Consider the following 15,447-nt stretch of genomic DNA (forward strand, 5'->3'; position numbering starts at 1 on the left):
ATGCTAGAAAAAGAATTGAATCGACGCAATTTCATGAAACAGGCGGCAGGCCTGGCCCTGGTGCCTTCACTTCCTTTGATCCCGGGTCTTGCGTTCGCGCAGACCGCGGATGTGGTGGTGGGCACCTGGGGTGGCGACTACCAGAACCTTCTGCACAAATTCATTGCGCCCATCGTCGAACCCATGGGCGTGAAGCCCGTCTACGATACCGGCAACGCGACCGCCCGCACCACCAAGCTGAAGGCCGAGCGCAATTCCAGGCGTGGGTCGATGGACGTGGCCATGCTGGGCGACCTGGACATGTACGACGCCAGCACCGCAGGCGTGCTGGAGCCGGTGTCGACCAGCAATGTGCCCAACCTGGCCAACACCATTGAAACATTCCGCACGCCGTATTCCATTCCGCACATCTTCAGCGCGATGGTCCTGGTGTACAACAAGGATAAACTGCCCACGCCGCCCAAGTCCTTCAAGGAAACCCTGGACCCCAAATACAAGGGGCGGGTCGGATTCTCGGACATTCTCTATAACTTCAACACGCTGTTCGTGGGCCTGGCGGAAGGCGGCAAGGGCGACAGCTTCGAGCCGGGATACAGCTTCCTGCGCAAGCTGAAGGAAAACCAGCCCAAGGTGTTTCCTTCCAACGAAGCGGTTGCGGCGGCATTCAAGTCCGAGGAAATCTGGATCGCATGCATGTGGAAGGCGCGCGCCCTGCAATGGCGCGACGCCGGCCTGCCTCTCGAATTCATCATCCCCGAAGAGGGCGCCATCCCCGTCACCTTCGAGGGCGCCGTGCCCAAGAACAGCCGGAACAAGGAAGCCGCGTTGAAGTACATGAACGCCTTGCTCGAACCGGCCGGGCAACTGCACTTCGCCGAAACCATGGGCTACGCGCCGACGGTCAAGAACGCGACCCTGCCGGACGAGCTGCAGAAGCGGGTGGGATTCACGCCGGAGGAACTCGCCCGCATCCACCCCTACAACCTGGAAGCCCTGGCCAAACAGCGAGCCGCCAGCCTGGACTTCTGGAACAAGGAATTCAAGGCAGGCTTGTAAAGCGGGGGGGTCGGACCCCATGCGGGGTCCGACCCCTTTTCAGTGATCAAGGGGTCAGACCCCGTACGGGGTCTGACCCCAGGCAACCCCAGGCAATTTTCCAAACAGTTATCGTGGGGTCAGACCCATCGGGTCTGACCCCTCAGGCAACTTCCTTTTCATCTGGAGCAGAACATGGCCCGTCGCCCTGAACGCAAAGTGCCCAAAGCAAATGCAATGATCACCGCACCGCAACCCGAGGCGGTCTCCGCCGGCGCCGAGGTGTTGCGGGCGGGCGGCACGGCAGTGGACGCGGCGATTGCCTGCGCCATGACGCAGGGGGTGGTGGATCCCTTGATGTGCGGCATAGGTGGGTTCGGCATGCTGCATGTATACGATCCCGACACGCAGACGGGCAGAGTCTATGAGGGCTTTGGCGGCTGCCCTTTGGCGTCCCGGCCGGATATGTGGAAGGATATCTCCCTGGGGGGTCACCACCGACGGCTTCGGCTTCATCGTCAAGGATTTCATCAACGAAGCCGGTGCGCAGTCGGTGACCGCGCCCGGGCTGCTCCGCATGCTGTCGAAGGCGCATGCGGACCACGGATCCATGCCCTGGGCCGATCTCTTCGACCCGGCCATAGCCTGGGCAAAAGAAGGCTGGCTTATGCGGCCGCACGTCTACACCGTGTTCACCCAGAACGAGCGCAAGTACGGCCGCATGAACTATGGCGACAAGCTTGGCCTGACGCCGGACGGCCGGCGCATCTACCTGAACGAAGACGGGTCCTATAAGACGCTCGGCTCGACCATACGCAACCCGGACTTGGCTGCCACCCTGGAAGTGCTCGCCCGCGAGGGCGCGGAAAGCTTCTATACCGGCTCGATCGCTACGCACATCATTGAGGACGTGCGTAGCCAGGGGGGAATCCTTACCGCCGCCGATCTGGAGCAGATCGCCGTGGAAATCACCCGTCCGCTATCCTTCGACTATCGAGGATGGCGCGTCGACGCTCCCTCGCCGCCAGGAGGCGGCATACTCGTCGGCCAGATCCTTCGCATTGCCGAACAGTTCGACCTAGCCTCGCTGGGGCACAACTCCACCGAATACATCCGCGTTCTGGCCGAAGCCATGAAAATAGCCCTGCGCGACAAAGAGCAATTCATCGGCGATCCGAAGTATTCCGACAACCCCGTCGACCGCCTGCTCTCCGATGAGTATGTCCGAGCCTGCGCGCAAGCCATACGTTCGGGCGAAAAGGCGAATATCGAGCGCGCCAAACTGGCGGAGTCGCGCCACACGACGCACGTCTCGGTCGTGGATGCCCGAGGCATGATCGCCACCATGACCCACACCCTGGGAAATCCTTCGGGCTTCATCGTGAAGGACACGGGGTTCATGCTGAACGGGGCCATGAGCACCTTCGATCCCATGCCGGGCAACCCGAACTCCATCGTTCCCGGCCGACGCCGATACTCTTCGATGGCGCCCAGCATCATCTATGACGGAACCGAGCCCGTCCTGACGCTGGGTGCTCCCGGCGCATCATGGATAGGCCCGGCCGTGGCGCAAGTGATCCTGAACGTATTGGAATGGGGCATGGACATCCAGGACGCCATCAGCGCGCCCCGCATGGTCTCCACCAGCAACGCCATCGACATCTCCAACCGCATTCCCATGCCGGTGCAGAAAGGGCTCGAACAGCTTGGCTACGAAGTAAGGCGCAGCCACCTGAGCTACGCCTTCGCCGCCGTGCATGGCATCACCCGCTTTGACGGAGAGCTGCGAGGCGGCGCCGACCCGCAACGGGACGGCTACGCCGAAGGAGTGTAAAGAGTTGGGGTCAGACCCCGTACGGGGTCTGACCCCAGCCCAGCCGGCCCGGGGGGGCAGGCCCCGCATGGGGTCTGACCCCTGTCAGTTGGTCGAAGAACCCTATTGATCTGACGGCTTTTTAGGTGTCGCCGGCTGGCCGGCACGAGTATAAGGACCTTCGCGGCTTTCGAGATCCTCATCAGCTTCCTGAGCCAGGCTACGGCCTGGCTCGTGCCCATGGCCTCCGCCGCTGTAGTCGTAACCGGCTTCGCGATGCGCATCCGGAAATGCATCGGGACGATCCATGTCACCGCCGCCGTGGCCGGCAGCGCGTCGGCCGGAGTTGTGATCACGATAATCGGGCGCGGAAGTCGTCTTCGCCGCTTTTTCGGATTGCGGAGCATTGTCCGGTTTATTGGATTTTTGCATGGTGCCTCCTGAAGTCTGACCGTGGGATTGGACTTCGAGGCCAGCAAAAAATGTACCGGATGCTTTGTCAGGCTGCGGGCGAGGAGTGGCTCGCTGTCGATAAGCTATATTGAAGAAGCCTGGGGTCAGACCCCGTACGGGGTCTGACCCCTCGGGCCTTTACAACAAGGAGACAACGATGAAGCAATCCTTTCTTGCGTGCGCGCTCGCTGCGATTCTGGCCGTCAGCGCCTTCCCTCTGCAAGCCGGCGAGATCGTGCAGGATGACTTGGCATCCAATACTCTGGGCCAGAAGTTCAAGATGCAGGTTTATCTGCCCGATGGCTATCATGACGCCAAGGAGCAATTTCCGGTCCTCTATATGCTGCACGGCGCAGGCAGCACCGAGGACTCCTGGACGGTTCGCGGGGGCATCGAAGTGACGGCCGATCAATTGATCAAGCGCGGCAAGATGCGTCCGTCCATTATCGTGATGCCGACTTTCGGACCGGCTTCCTGGTATGCCGACGCGAACGAAGTCAAAGCGCAGACGGCTTTCATCGATGACCTGATCCCGTACATAGAAGGGAAATACAAGGCGCGCACCGATCGTGCCGGCCGGTCGATCGCGGGTCTCTCGATGGGCGGCTATGGGGCCTTGAACCTGAGCCTGTCCCGCCCGGATCTCTTCTGCGCCGCCGGCGTGCTCAGCCCGGCCATCTATGACCCGCTGCCGCCCGAGACCTCGGCCGCGCGGCGCACGCCGCAGTTCATGAAGGACGGCAAGTTCGACGAGCAGGCGTGGACCGATGCGCTTTATCCCGCGCGTCTGGATGCGTACAAGAAAGCGGGCAAGATCGTGCCCATGTGGATAGAGTCCGGCGACCATGACGCTCTGGGCATCGTCCTGGCGGCCGCGCAGTTGTTCTGGACTTTGCATGCCCACCAGCCCAAAGACATCGAGTACAGAGTCATAGACGGAGATCACGACTGGATGGTGTTCAGGGAGTCGTCGATTCGCGCCCTGCCTTACATGAGCGGGAAGTGCGAGGCTTTGGAGCGATAATTGTAGGGTCAGACCCATGCGGAGTCTGGCCCTTTGAAACTTCGTACGGGGTCTGCCCCCTAAAATCCGGGGCCGGGGTCAGACCTGTAGGGTCTGACCCCACAACCATCCCAGGAGGCCTTATGTCCTCAGGCATCATCAACGTCCGTCCGGACCCCGATCAGGTGCTGGTCGATATCGCCGACTATGTGCTCGGCTATCGAATCGAAAGCAGTCTGGCTTATGAAACCGCCCGCAATTGCCTGATCGATACCCTGGGCTGCGGCCTGGAGGCGCTGGAATATCCGGCCTGCGCCAAGTTGCTGGGCCCGATCGTGCCCGGCACGGTGGTGCCGCTGGGGGCCAGGGTGCCGGGCACGCCGTTCGAGCTCGATCCGGTGCAGGCGGCGTTCAGCATTGGCGCCATGATCCGCTGGCTGGATTTCAACGACACCTGGCTGGCCGCCGAGTGGGGGCATCCGTCGGACAACCTTGGCGGTATCCTTGCGACGGCCGACTGGCTGTCGCGCAATGCCGTTGCCCAGGGCGAGGCCCCGCTGACCATGCGCGACGTCCTTGCCGCGATGATCAAGGCGCACGAGATCCAGGGGTGTATCGCGCTCGAGAACTCATTCAACCAAGTGGGTCTGGACCATGTGGTGCTGGTCAAGGTGGCCTCTACCGCCGTCGTGTCGCATTTGCTGAGGCTGACGCGCGATCAGATCATCGATGCCGTGTCCCAGGCATGGGTGGACGGGCAGAGCCTGCGCACATACAGGCATGCGCCCAATGCGGGCAGCCGGAAAAGCTGGGCCGCGGGAGACGCAACCAGTCGTGCCGTGCGCCTGGCGCTTATCACGCGCGCGGGTGAAATGGGCTATCCGTCGGCATTGACCGCCAAGCGCTGGGGCTTCTTCGACGTGCTCTTCAAGGGCCGGCCCTTCAAGTTCCAACGTGCCTACGGCAGCTACGTCATGGAGAACATCCTGTTCAAGGTCGCCTTTCCGGCGGAGTTCCATGCGCAGACGGCGGCGGAATGCGCGATGGCCCTGCATGCGCAATTGAACGCGGCCGGAAAAACCGCGGAGGACATCGCGCGCATCGCCATACGCACGCACGAAGCCTGCATCCGCATCATAGACAAGCAAGGGCCGCTGAACAATCCCGCCGACCGCGATCACTGCATCCAGTACATCGTTGCCGTATGCCTGTTGTTCGGGCGCCTGACGGCCGACGATTATGAAGACAGCGCCGCCGCGGACCCTCGCATCGATGCATTGCGCGCCAAGATCTTCTGCGTCGAAGATCCCGGCTTCACCACGGACTACCATGATCCGGAGAAGCGGTCGATTCCCAATGCCCTGACGCTGCAACTGTCGGACGGCAGCGTCTTGCCCGAGGTGGTTTGCGAATATCCGATCGGCCACCGCCGCCGGCGTGCCGAGGGCATTCCGCTGCTGGAAGCAAAATTCCGACGCAATCTCGCGCGGCGCTTTTCGGCCGCTCAGCAGGAACGGATTCTGAAGGTGTCGCTTGACCAGCAGGCACTGGAAGCCATGCCGGTGAACGAATATGTTGACCTTTATGTGGTGGGGTCCGACCCCGTCCGGGGTCGGACCCCTTAAACCCGGCTTATCCCTCGAAACCCGAAGATGCGATATAGCGCCGCAGGCCTCTTTTCAGGTGAGGAACAAAGGTCTGCACCAGCTTGCTGCGTTCGCGGAAGCGCGGCCGCTTGGTAACTGGGGTCAGACCCCGTACGGGGTCTGACCCCTCAGAGCGCTGATAAACCCCCTGTTTTTTAGTTAAGGGGTTTATCGGCTCGTGGTTCAGGCCAATCTCAGCCGATTTGAAGAGTTTGCGGGCCACACGTACATAACGACGGCTTGAGCCGCGAGCAAGGCCAGACTTGGCCCTATCAAGGCCTCAAGAGGCGCTAAAAGCCGCGCCAGCAGCAGCGCGATCTTCTTCATATTCTGGGCCGCAGCGGCCAACAGACACTGCTCCATCACTTTCTGTAGACCACGCAGGCGCGCGTAGCGATGGCCATGCAGTTGCTTGGCATCGGCAAAGCTGCGCTCGACCGTCTCCTGGCGCCTGGCATAGATGCGCTTACCAGCTGGCGTCAGCCGCCGGGCCTTGACCCGCTCTTTGGCCTCCTCCCAGAGGTGGCGCATCACCACTTTGACCCCCGTCGCGCTTTGTGTGCATCGGGCTCGAACCGGGCAACTGGCGCACTGGGTGCGATCGGAGCGGTATTCGCGGTAACCCTCTCGGTTAGTCGTGCTATAGGTCAGTGTTTGATTGTTCGGGCAGACATAAGTGTCCGTTTGCGCATCGTATTGATATTCGTGTTTCTTAAAATAACCCGCTCTCTGGGCGGAACGACGGTACCCCATGACGCCGGCAATCAGGCGATCCTCAAGGCCCTTGCACACCGCGGCGGTGAAGTAGCCCGCATCCAGGCCGACCGCATAAGGGTTCAAATTAAAGCGCTCGCGCTGACGATCCAGCCGCGCCAGGTACGGCACGCTGTCATTGACGTTGCCCGGCGTGACGTGTGTGTCGGTGATGATGGCATGCTTGGCATCGACCGTGCGGTGATCCAGATAAAAGAACCCTTTGGGCTTACCCTCGCGCGCCATGTAGCCGCTGTCCGGGTCGGTGCGGCTGACCTTGGCCGGGCGCGTGGGCGGGGGCTCATCGTCCTTGTCCGTGCGCTTTAAGGCCGGCTTGCCGTGCGCTAGGCGGTCGGCATCTACGGCCGCATCCAGCTCCTGCAGGTAGGCCTGCGCGGGCACAGCCACCTGGCCCTGCTCGGCCTTGTTCTTGTTGGCACTGGCCTTCAAATGCGTGCTGTCCGTATACAGTACCTTGCCCTGGACCATGCCGCGCCTGATCGCCTGCAGCACTATCTCATCAAAAATCTCTTGGTAAATCTGGCTGTCTGCAAAACGGCGGCGCCGGTTCTGGCTGATCGTGGAGGCGTCGGGCACCTTATCGGTCAAGCGCAGCCCGAGGAACCAGCGGTAAGCCACATTGACTTGAACGTCACGGACCGACTGGCGCTCGCTTCGAATGCCAAACAAGTAGCCCAGTAATAGCAACTTGAACAGCAGCACCGGATCAATGGCCGGGCGGCCGTTGTCGGCGCAATAGAGGTGCGCCACCTTGGCGCGAATAAAGCTCAGATCTATGGCAGCGTCGATCTTGCGCACCAAGTGATCGGCGGGAACCAAAGATTCCAGCGTCACCATCTCAAGTTCGTGCTGATAAGCGGGGGGATCTCTTAGCATCCCCACATTATGAACAAGCTCGACGCGTTGCGCGAGGGTTTGTCAGCATTCTGTGGGGTCAGACCCCGTACGGGGTCTGACCCCTCAACCTATTCGCTTTCGCGATTGATGTGGCGCTGGACCAGGCGTACCGCCAGCTCGGCGTCGTGCGCTTCAAGCGCCTTGACGATGTCCGCATGGTCCAGCGCGCTTTGCAGCAGGGCGTCGCGCGATTGCCAGACGGTGTGCGATGAACCGCCCAGGCGCTGGCGCAGGTCTTCGATGAGGCCCTGGATCACGGGGTTGCCCGCACAGGCGTAGAGCATCTGGTGGAATTGGTTGTTGATGTCATTCTGTTCGCTACGGGTGCCATGGTCGGCCGCCTGGCGGAATTCATTTGCCAGGGCGCGCAATGCGGCCAGGTTTTCCTCGTCGATATTCCGGGCAACGCTGCGGATGGCCTCGGATTCCAATAACGCTCGGGCTTCCCGCACGTGGCGTATGGTTTCCGGGTCGGGCGCATAGACACGGTAGCCGCGATTGGGCGCATGTTCCAGTATTTGTCTGAGCACGAGTTCCGACAAGGCCCGCCGCGCATCGAAGCGGGTGGCCTGGAAACGCTCTTCGATGTCGCCAAGGCGTATCCACTCGCCGGGCCGGAAACCGCCATTGCGGATCTCCGCTGCGATCTCATCTCCCAGCATGCGTGGCACTTTTCCTCGAACTTTGGCCATACGGCATCCCTCCATCACGTCTCGCACCATACGCAAGAACACGTCTCATTGTATCTTGCATGGCCGCAAATTTGTGTGATAAGATTTGCGCATAAATGTGCGGAGTACTTAAATGGATGTGATTTCAACCCTGGCGCCCGCATCGCGCGGCGTCGCGATGTACGACTTCGGCAAGACCACGGTCTTCTCTTGCCACGCCGATCCCCGATTCAGTTTCTGCCTGTATATTCCGCCCAACGTCCATACTTCGGCTCATCCGCCAGAGCTGGTCGTGGCCGTGCACGGCACCGGCCGTACGTTTACGGAATACCGGGACGCCTTCAGCGAATTCGGGCGCTGGAACAATTGCGTTATCCTGTGTCCTCTTTTTCCGGTCGGCGTGCAGCGCGACGACAACCGCGACGGCTACAAATACATGCAGGAAGGCGACGTGCGCTACGACCTGGTCGTGCTCTCGATGGTCGAGCAGATCAATGAGCGCTACGGTTTCAACTTCCAGGATTTCGGCCTGTTCGGCTTTTCGGGCGGCGGCCATTTCACTCACCGCTTCACCATCCTGCATCCTTCACGAGTCTGGGCGGCATCGGTGGGTGCGCCCGGCTCCGTCACCCTGCTGGATCCCGACAGGGACTGGTGGGTGGGTGTGCGCGACGTGCCTCAGCGCTTCGGCATCGAACTCGACATGGATGCCTTGTCGCGCGTTCCGGTCCAGATGATCGTGGGCGACGCGGACCAGGAAACCTGGGAAATCAGTCATGCCCCGGGGGGCCGGCACTGGATGGAAGGCGCCAACGATCCGGGCAGGACGCGGCCGGAGCGTCTTGATTCTCTGCGCCGCTCGTTCGAATCCGCCGGTGTGAAAGTACGGTTCGACCTTGTGCCGGGCGTGTCCCATTGCTGGGAAGACTGCATCGACCGCATTCGGACATTTTTTGCGGACAACTTGGCAATGCGCCGGGCCCGCGTCCTTTGATCAACGGCGTGCGCGCCCGTTCGCGGGTGCGTGCGCTACGCCATAAAAGATAACGGAGACTTTCCATGCGTAAACACATGCTTTCCTCGCTCGTGCTCACGGGCTCGCTTCTGGTCTGCGCGACGGCCCAGGCCTTGAACGTGCAGGTTGCCGCCGATTGGCGCAGTTCGCACCCCGGCGTCAATCGCGATAGCGCCGCCGACATGATCGTGATGCACCTGGTCGAAGGCTTGGTTGCCTACGACGAGCGCGGCCAGGTCAAGCCCTTGCTCGCCGAAAGCGTGGAGCAATCGGCCGACGGCCTGAGCTACGTGTTCAAGCTGCGCGATAAAGTGTCCTTCCATAATGGCGAGGCATTGACCTCGGCCGACGTGCTTTGGACCTGGTCGCACTATATGGATCCCAAGACGAACTGGCGCTGCCGGGCGGAATTCGACGGCCGCCAGGGGCCGAAGGTAGTGGACGTGTCGGCATCCGACCCCTTGACGGTCACCATGAAGCTGGACCGTCCCAATCCCCTGTTCCTGAGCTCGCTGGCACGGCCGGATTGCGGCATGACGGGCATTCTGCACAAGGACTCGGTGAATCCCGACGGAAGCTGGAAGAGTCCCATCGGCACTGGCCCGTTCAAGCTGGGGACCTGGCGCCGCGGCACGTCGATCGAACTGCTGCGTTTCGATGGCTACGCCAATCGCGGCGGCGAGGTGGACGGCTATACGGGCAACAAGCAGCCACTGGTCGAACACGTAAGATTCATCGTGGTGCCCGACGCGTCGGCCGCCAAGGCCGCCTTGCTGCGCGGCGACATCGACTTGATTCCGGACATCAGCAGCTCCGACTATGCCGAGCTGAAGGCGCAGCCGAACATCAATATTTCACATAGCTTCACGGCGCGCCGCAACGCCATCCTGATCCAGACTGCCGACCCGCTGCTGACGGCTCCGCTGCGCCGCGCGATCGCGGCCGCCATCGACAGCGACGCGCTGGTGAGCATGGTGACCAGCGGCCTGGGCAAGCCGAACAACTCCATCATTCCCGAAGCCTCGCCCTATTCCACGCCCGCGATGAGAGCGCGCTGGAAATACGACGTCGAGGAAGCCAAGCGTCTGCTGCGCGAGGCGGGCTACCGTGGCCAGCAGATCACCTTGAACACCAACAAGGACTATCCCGCGATGTACGACAGCGCGATTCTTGCGCAAGCCATGCTGCAGCAGGCCGGCATGAACGTGAAGCTGGAGGTCCTGGACTGGGCGACGCAGCTGGACCGCTACAACGCGGGCAAGTTCCAGATGATGGCGTTCTCGTACTCGCCGCGCTTCGATGAAGCGCTGCTGTACGAGCACTTCATGGGCGACAAGTCGGTCCAGACGCGCAAAGTATGGGACAGCCCCGATGCGCAGAAGCTGCTCGACGCGGCGCTCGCCACCAATGATCCCGCCATCCGGCAGCCGCTGTTCGAGCAACTGCACAAAGCGTTCCTGAACGAAGTGCCGATGATCATGCTGTACAACGGCATCACGATCGACGCCTCGTCCAACAAAGTGCAAGGCTACAAGAGCTGGACCGGCTCGGCGGCGCGCTTGTGGCAGGTAGAAAAGAAATAAGCCCGGCTGCTGCTTAATCTCACCTATTCGAATTCTTATGCATAACCCCTCTGTTCTACCCTACATCGAGATTGCCGGTTCGCCCCGCGAACGCGGCCGGCAGCACGGCGAGCAGGCCGTCGACCGGATACGCCAGGCGGCGGATTTCTACGTCGGCCTGGTGGCGCGCCGCGGCATAGACGACGCCAGGCTGCGGGACCTTACCACGGCTTTCCTGCCGGCCATCGACGCCTTCGACACGAGCTACGTCGATGAAATGCGCGGTATCGCGGAAGGCGCCGGCATTCCCTTCGAGCATGTGGTCGCCATCAATGCGCGCCGGGAACTCCTCATGCACGCCAGGATGCAGCCGGACAACCTGGCTCCCGACGGCTGCACCGCCGCCGTCGTGCTGCCCGAGAGAAGCGCCGATGGCGTCCTGATGCACGGGCAGAACTGGGACTGGCGGGTCGAATGCGCCGACACTTGCATCGTGATGAAGATCCGCCAGGAAAAAGGGCCGGACATGCTGGTCTTCACCGAGGCGGGACAACTGGCGCGTTCGGGCTTCAATGCCGCGGGCATTGCCATCACGGGCAACAACCTGGAGTCCGACCGGGCAGCCATGCGCAACGGCGTTCCCATTCCCTTCATACGCCGCAAGGCGCTGGAGACGCCGCACTACGCTCACGCCATCCGCGCCGTCTATCGCAGCCCCAAGGCGGTGGCGAACAACATGATGCTGAGCCATCGCGATGGCGAGGCGCTGGACATCGAATGCGCGCCGGATGAAAGCTTTCTCCTGCACCCCGAAGACGGCTTGCTGGTGCATGCCAATCACTGGGAAAGCCAGGTGGCCTTGCTCAAGCTGCGCGAATCCCTGCCCAGCCCGGACTCCGTCTACCGGGGCAGGCGCGTGCTGCGCCATCTGACGCAGGCCGGCGAAAAGGTCGGCTTCGAGGAGTTTCGCCAGGCGTTTCTGGACAGTTTCGGCTACCCCTACGCGGTGTGCCGTCCGCCGCAGGCATCCTCAAGCGGCGACCACCTGAGCGCAACCGCCGCCACCATCCTCATGCGGCCGGCCGAAGGCATCATGGAAGTCGCCGTCCTGCCGGCCGTGAGGCCGGTGTTCCAGCGCTTCACCCTTCAGATCTAAACCCGGACGACCATCATGATGTTGCGCTTCCTGGCCACTCGGGTGGCCATGGCTTTGCCCACGCTGCTCATAGTGGCCGTCGTGGTTTTCATGCTCATCCGCCTGATACCCGGCGATCCGGCCGCCCTCATGCTGGGCGACATGGCCGACCCGGCAAGCCTGGCGGACTTGCGCGCGCACCTGGGCCTGGATCGCGGTCTGCTGGAGCAGATGCTGATCTGGTTCGGCCACGTGCTGCAAGGCGACCTGGGCGTGTCGATCGCCTCCGGGCAGCCGGTGCTGGCGCTCGTGCTGGAACGCTTCGCCGTCAGCGCTCCCATCGTGCTGGTTGCGGTGCTGTTCGCAAGCCTGGTCGCCGTGCCGGGCGGCATCATCGCGGCCTGGCGCCAGGACAAGCTGATCGATACGGCCTTCGTGAGCGCCGCCACGCTGCTGCTTTCGGTGCCGACCTTCTGGCTGGGCCTGCTGTTTCTTCTCTTCTTCGGGTTGAAGATGGGCTGGCTGCCGGTGGTGGGGTATGTGTCCCTGTCGGAAGACTGGCGCAGCGGCATCATGTATCTGGTCATGCCCATCATGACGCTCTTTCTCCATGAAACAGGCGTGATACTCCGGATGGCGCGGGCGTCCACGCTGGACGTCTTGCGGCTGGACTACGTGACGCACGCCCGGGCGAAAGGGCTTTCCGAGCCGGCGGTGCTGTGGCGGCACACGTTCAAGAACGCCTTCGGCCCCACTTGGACCTTGATCGGGCTGGTGCTCGGCAATCTGCTGGGCGGCATAGCGGTCGTCGAGACGGTGTTCACCATACCCGGGCTGGGCAGGCTGCTGGTAGATGCGATCTTCGCGCGCGATTATCCCGTCATCCAGGGATGCCTGCTGTTCATTGCCTTGATCTATGTGCTGGTCAATCTGCTGGTGGACCTGTGCTATCCCATTTTCGATCCGCGGGTGACTGTTGCATGAAAAAGAAGTTGGCCACCAATCTATGGCTGGGCAGTCTGCTGTGCGGACTCATCCTGGCCGCGGCGCTCATCGGCGCCTTCTGGACGCCTTACGATCCGCTGGCTCCCAATTTCGCGCATCGCCTGAGCGCGCCCAGTGCCGCGCACTGGCTGGGCACGGACGAGTTCGGGCGCGACACGCTCAGCCGCATCCTCTATGGGGCGACCACCAGCGTGGGCATCAGCTTTCTGACGGTGCTGATCGCCATGTCGGTCGGCACTTTGCTGGGCCTGATCGCCGGTTATCTGCGCGGCTGGATCGACCGCATCCTGATGTGCCTGACCGACGCGCTGCTCGCTTTCCCGGGCATCTTGCTGGCGCTGGGCCTGCTGGCCGTCGTCGGTGCCAACCAGTACGGCATCGTCGTCGCGCTGGGCATTGCCTACATGCCTTCGGTACTGCGCCTGGTGCGGGGCACGGTGCTGCCGCTGCGCGAGCGTGAGTTCGTCCAGGCTTCGCGCCTGATGGGCAATTCGGAGGCATTCATTCTGTTCCGCCACATTCTTCCCAATTGCTTCGGGCCGATGATGGTCCTGGCCACGTCGATGTTCGGCTGGGTGCTGCTGGCGGAAAGCTCGTTGAGCTTTCTTGGCCTGGGCGTGCCGCCGCCCGGCCCCACCTGGGGGAACATGCTGGCCGGCAGCCGGCCGTTCATGGTGCAGGCGGCGTGGCTGGGCATCTTTCCGGGCCTGTGCATTTCGGTGACCCTGCTTGGCGTGAACCTGGTGGGCGATGCCTTGCAGGACAAGCTGGATCCGCAGTCCAAAGGAAAATGATGAACTCCGAACCTCTCTTGAATGTCAGCAACTTGCGGCTGGAGACGACGCGCGACCCGGCTTGCGTCGTGGACGACGTAAGCTTCAGCGTGGGCCGTGGCGACATCGTCGGCATCGTGGGCGAGTCGGGTTCCGGCAAAAGCCTGACGGCGCGGGCCATCATGCGGCTGGAGCCGCCCGCCATCCAGCGTACGGCCGGGTCGATCCAGTTCGAAGGACAGGAAATCACGACCATGCCGCGCAAGGCGCTGCTGAAGCTGCGGGGCGGCCGCATCGGCATGGTGTTCCAGGAACCGATGACGTCCTTGAATCCGTCCATGCTCATCGGCAGGCAGCTGGATGAAGGCCTGGCCCTGCATGGCAAGCACTCTGCCGCCCAGCGGCGCGAATTGATCTTGCGCATGCTGGAGCGCGTCGGCATCCAGGACCCGGAAAAGGCCCTGACCGCCTATCCGCATCACTTCTCCGGCGGCATGCGCCAACGCATCATGCTGGCGGCCGTCATGCTGGTCAAGCCCGCATTGCTGATCGCCGATGAACCCACCACGGCGCTCGATGCCATCGTGCAGCGCGACGTGCTCGAACTGATGGTGGAGCTCACCCGCGAACATCAGACGTCGGTCCTGATGATCAGCCATGATCTTCCCATGGTGGCGCGCTATACGAACCGGATCATCGTGATGGAGCATGGCCGTGTGGTCGAGCAGGGGGAAACAGCGGACATCATCGCCCGCCCCCGGCATCCCTACACGCGCAAGCTGCTTTCCTCCCTGCCCGTGCGCGGCGAGGCCCGGCACGTCGACCGCGCGGTCACGCCCGTGGTGCAGGTCAAGGACATCATCGTCGACTATGGCCGGCCAGGCTGGCTGCGCAAGGACCGCGGCATGCGCGCGCTGCAAGGCATCGACCTGGATATCTATCCCAATGAAGTGGTGGCGCTGGTGGGGGGATCCGGATCCGGCAAGACCACCCTGGGCCGCGTGATTTCCGGATTGCTCAAGCCCACGAGCGGGCAGCTGCGCTTTGACGGCCAGCCGGTGAGCCGCTCCAACGAAAACTGGAGCCACTACCGGCATCATTGCCAGATGGTGTTCCAGGACCCGTATTCATCGCTGGACCCGCGCATGACGGTGCGCACGCTGCTCGAAGAGTCTTTGCGCACCGAGACCCGTCTTGACGAGGCCGCCAGGCAGCGCCGCATAGACGAAGTCCTGGACGAGGTCGGCCTGCCCGCAGGACAGTACGCGGAGCGTTATCCGCATGCCTTGTCGGGCGGTCAGCGGCAGCGCATCGCCATTGCCAGGGCGATCGCCCGGCGGCCGAAATTCGTCATCGCCGATGAGCCCGTGTCCGCGCTGGACGTCACCGTCCGCGCCCAGGTCCTCAAGCTGTTCGCCGACTTGCAGAGTCACTATGGCTTTTCCTGCCTTTTCATCAGCCATGATCTGGCCGTGGTGGAGCAGGTCGCCGACCGCGTCATCGTGATGCAGACGGGCAGGATCGTCGAGGAGGGCGCGCGCGATACGATCTTCGACGAGCCGCGCCATCCCTATACACGGCGCTTGTTATCGGCCATCCCGCTCCTGGAGCCCTCCGAATCGGGCGGCGTGCAGACGAAGTGGCGCCTGCAGGCGGAACCCTGAC

At 62.5% G+C, this 15,447-nt stretch carries 13 protein-coding genes and 1 pseudogene; 11 read left to right on the top strand and 3 right to left on the bottom strand.

Annotated features, from left to right (window positions below):
• The 3 genes and pseudogenes from ACSBPU_RS01860 to ACSBPU_RS01870 all read left to right on the top strand — a co-directional run bounded on the left by ACSBPU_RS01860 (position 1) and on the right by ACSBPU_RS01870 (position 2,869).
• Positions 1-1,056, top strand: a complete 1,056-nt coding sequence (locus ACSBPU_RS01860) for an ABC transporter substrate-binding protein (RefSeq protein WP_442595075.1) — start codon at positions 1-3, stop codon at positions 1,054-1,056.
• Between the two features lie 309 nt (positions 1,057-1,365).
• Positions 1,366-1,419 (top strand): annotated as a pseudogene (locus ACSBPU_RS01865) (hypothetical protein); the annotation flags it as partial.
• Positions 1,420-1,468: 49 nt separating this feature from the next.
• Positions 1,469-2,869, top strand: a complete 1,401-nt coding sequence (locus ACSBPU_RS01870) for a gamma-glutamyltransferase family protein (RefSeq protein ID WP_442595077.1) — start codon at positions 1,469-1,471, stop codon at positions 2,867-2,869.
• 102 nt (positions 2,870-2,971) lie between these two features.
• Here ACSBPU_RS01870 and ACSBPU_RS01875 read toward each other — a convergent pair whose 3' ends face one another.
• Positions 2,972-3,280 carry a hypothetical protein gene (locus ACSBPU_RS01875; RefSeq protein ID WP_442595079.1) on the bottom strand — a complete coding sequence of 103 codons (309 nt, stop codon included), beginning with the start codon at positions 3,278-3,280 and terminating at the stop codon, positions 2,972-2,974.
• Positions 3,281-3,458: 178 nt separating this feature from the next.
• Between ACSBPU_RS01875 and ACSBPU_RS01880 the strand changes: the two genes are divergently transcribed.
• The gene (locus tag ACSBPU_RS01880) at positions 3,459-4,325 is read left to right on the top strand and encodes an alpha/beta hydrolase (RefSeq protein ID WP_442595081.1); all 867 of its coding nucleotides are present in this window, start codon (positions 3,459-3,461) and stop codon (positions 4,323-4,325) included.
• Between the two features lie 122 nt (positions 4,326-4,447).
• The gene (locus ACSBPU_RS01885; RefSeq protein ID WP_442595083.1) at positions 4,448-5,929 is read left to right on the top strand and encodes a bifunctional 2-methylcitrate dehydratase/aconitate hydratase; all 1,482 of its coding nucleotides are present in this window, start codon (positions 4,448-4,450) and stop codon (positions 5,927-5,929) included.
• A gap of 204 nt (positions 5,930-6,133) precedes the next feature.
• On the opposite strand, the gene ACSBPU_RS01890 is transcribed toward ACSBPU_RS01885, so the two are convergent.
• Together ACSBPU_RS01890 and ACSBPU_RS01895 are read right to left on the bottom strand one after the other, a co-directional pair.
• On the bottom strand, positions 6,134-7,600 hold the full coding sequence (locus tag ACSBPU_RS01890) for an IS1182 family transposase (RefSeq protein WP_442595085.1): 1,467 nt from the start codon (positions 7,598-7,600) through the stop codon (positions 6,134-6,136).
• An 89-nt stretch (positions 7,601-7,689) separates the two neighbouring features.
• Positions 7,690-8,313 (bottom strand): GntR family transcriptional regulator, encoded by a 624-nt coding sequence (locus tag ACSBPU_RS01895; RefSeq protein WP_442595087.1) that lies wholly within the window; start codon positions 8,311-8,313, stop codon positions 7,690-7,692.
• A gap of 112 nt (positions 8,314-8,425) precedes the next feature.
• Here ACSBPU_RS01895 and ACSBPU_RS01900 point away from each other — a divergent pair, with 112 nt between their 5' ends.
• From ACSBPU_RS01900 to ACSBPU_RS01925, 6 genes are all read left to right on the top strand, one after another.
• Positions 8,426-9,286, top strand: a complete 861-nt coding sequence (locus ACSBPU_RS01900; protein ID WP_442595089.1) for an alpha/beta hydrolase — start codon at positions 8,426-8,428, stop codon at positions 9,284-9,286.
• 65 nt (positions 9,287-9,351) lie between these two features.
• Positions 9,352-10,890: an ABC transporter substrate-binding protein gene (locus ACSBPU_RS01905; RefSeq protein WP_442595091.1), complete on the top strand. Its 1,539-nt coding sequence runs from the start codon at positions 9,352-9,354 to the stop codon at positions 10,888-10,890.
• A 37-nt stretch (positions 10,891-10,927) separates the two neighbouring features.
• Positions 10,928-12,025, top strand: a complete 1,098-nt coding sequence (locus tag ACSBPU_RS01910) for a C45 family autoproteolytic acyltransferase/hydolase (protein ID WP_442595093.1) — start codon at positions 10,928-10,930, stop codon at positions 12,023-12,025.
• Between the two features lie 18 nt (positions 12,026-12,043).
• Positions 12,044-12,988, top strand: a complete 945-nt coding sequence (locus ACSBPU_RS01915) for an ABC transporter permease subunit (protein ID WP_180070498.1) — start codon at positions 12,044-12,046, stop codon at positions 12,986-12,988.
• Positions 12,985-13,803, top strand: coding sequence for an ABC transporter permease subunit (locus ACSBPU_RS01920; RefSeq protein ID WP_180070424.1), 819 nt, complete (start codon positions 12,985-12,987; stop codon positions 13,801-13,803). Before ACSBPU_RS01915 ends, ACSBPU_RS01920 begins: the two co-directional genes overlap by 4 nt.
• Positions 13,803-15,446: a dipeptide ABC transporter ATP-binding protein gene (locus tag ACSBPU_RS01925; RefSeq protein WP_442598508.1), complete on the top strand. Its 1,644-nt coding sequence runs from the start codon at positions 13,803-13,805 to the stop codon at positions 15,444-15,446. The genes ACSBPU_RS01920 and ACSBPU_RS01925 overlap by 1 nt, the downstream gene beginning before the upstream one ends.
• Position 15,447 lies beyond the last annotated feature (1 nt).

Origin of the sequence: Parapusillimonas sp. JC17 (genome assembly GCF_052180245.1) — a bacterium.
Classification (GTDB): domain Bacteria; phylum Pseudomonadota; class Gammaproteobacteria; order Burkholderiales; family Burkholderiaceae_B; genus Parapusillimonas.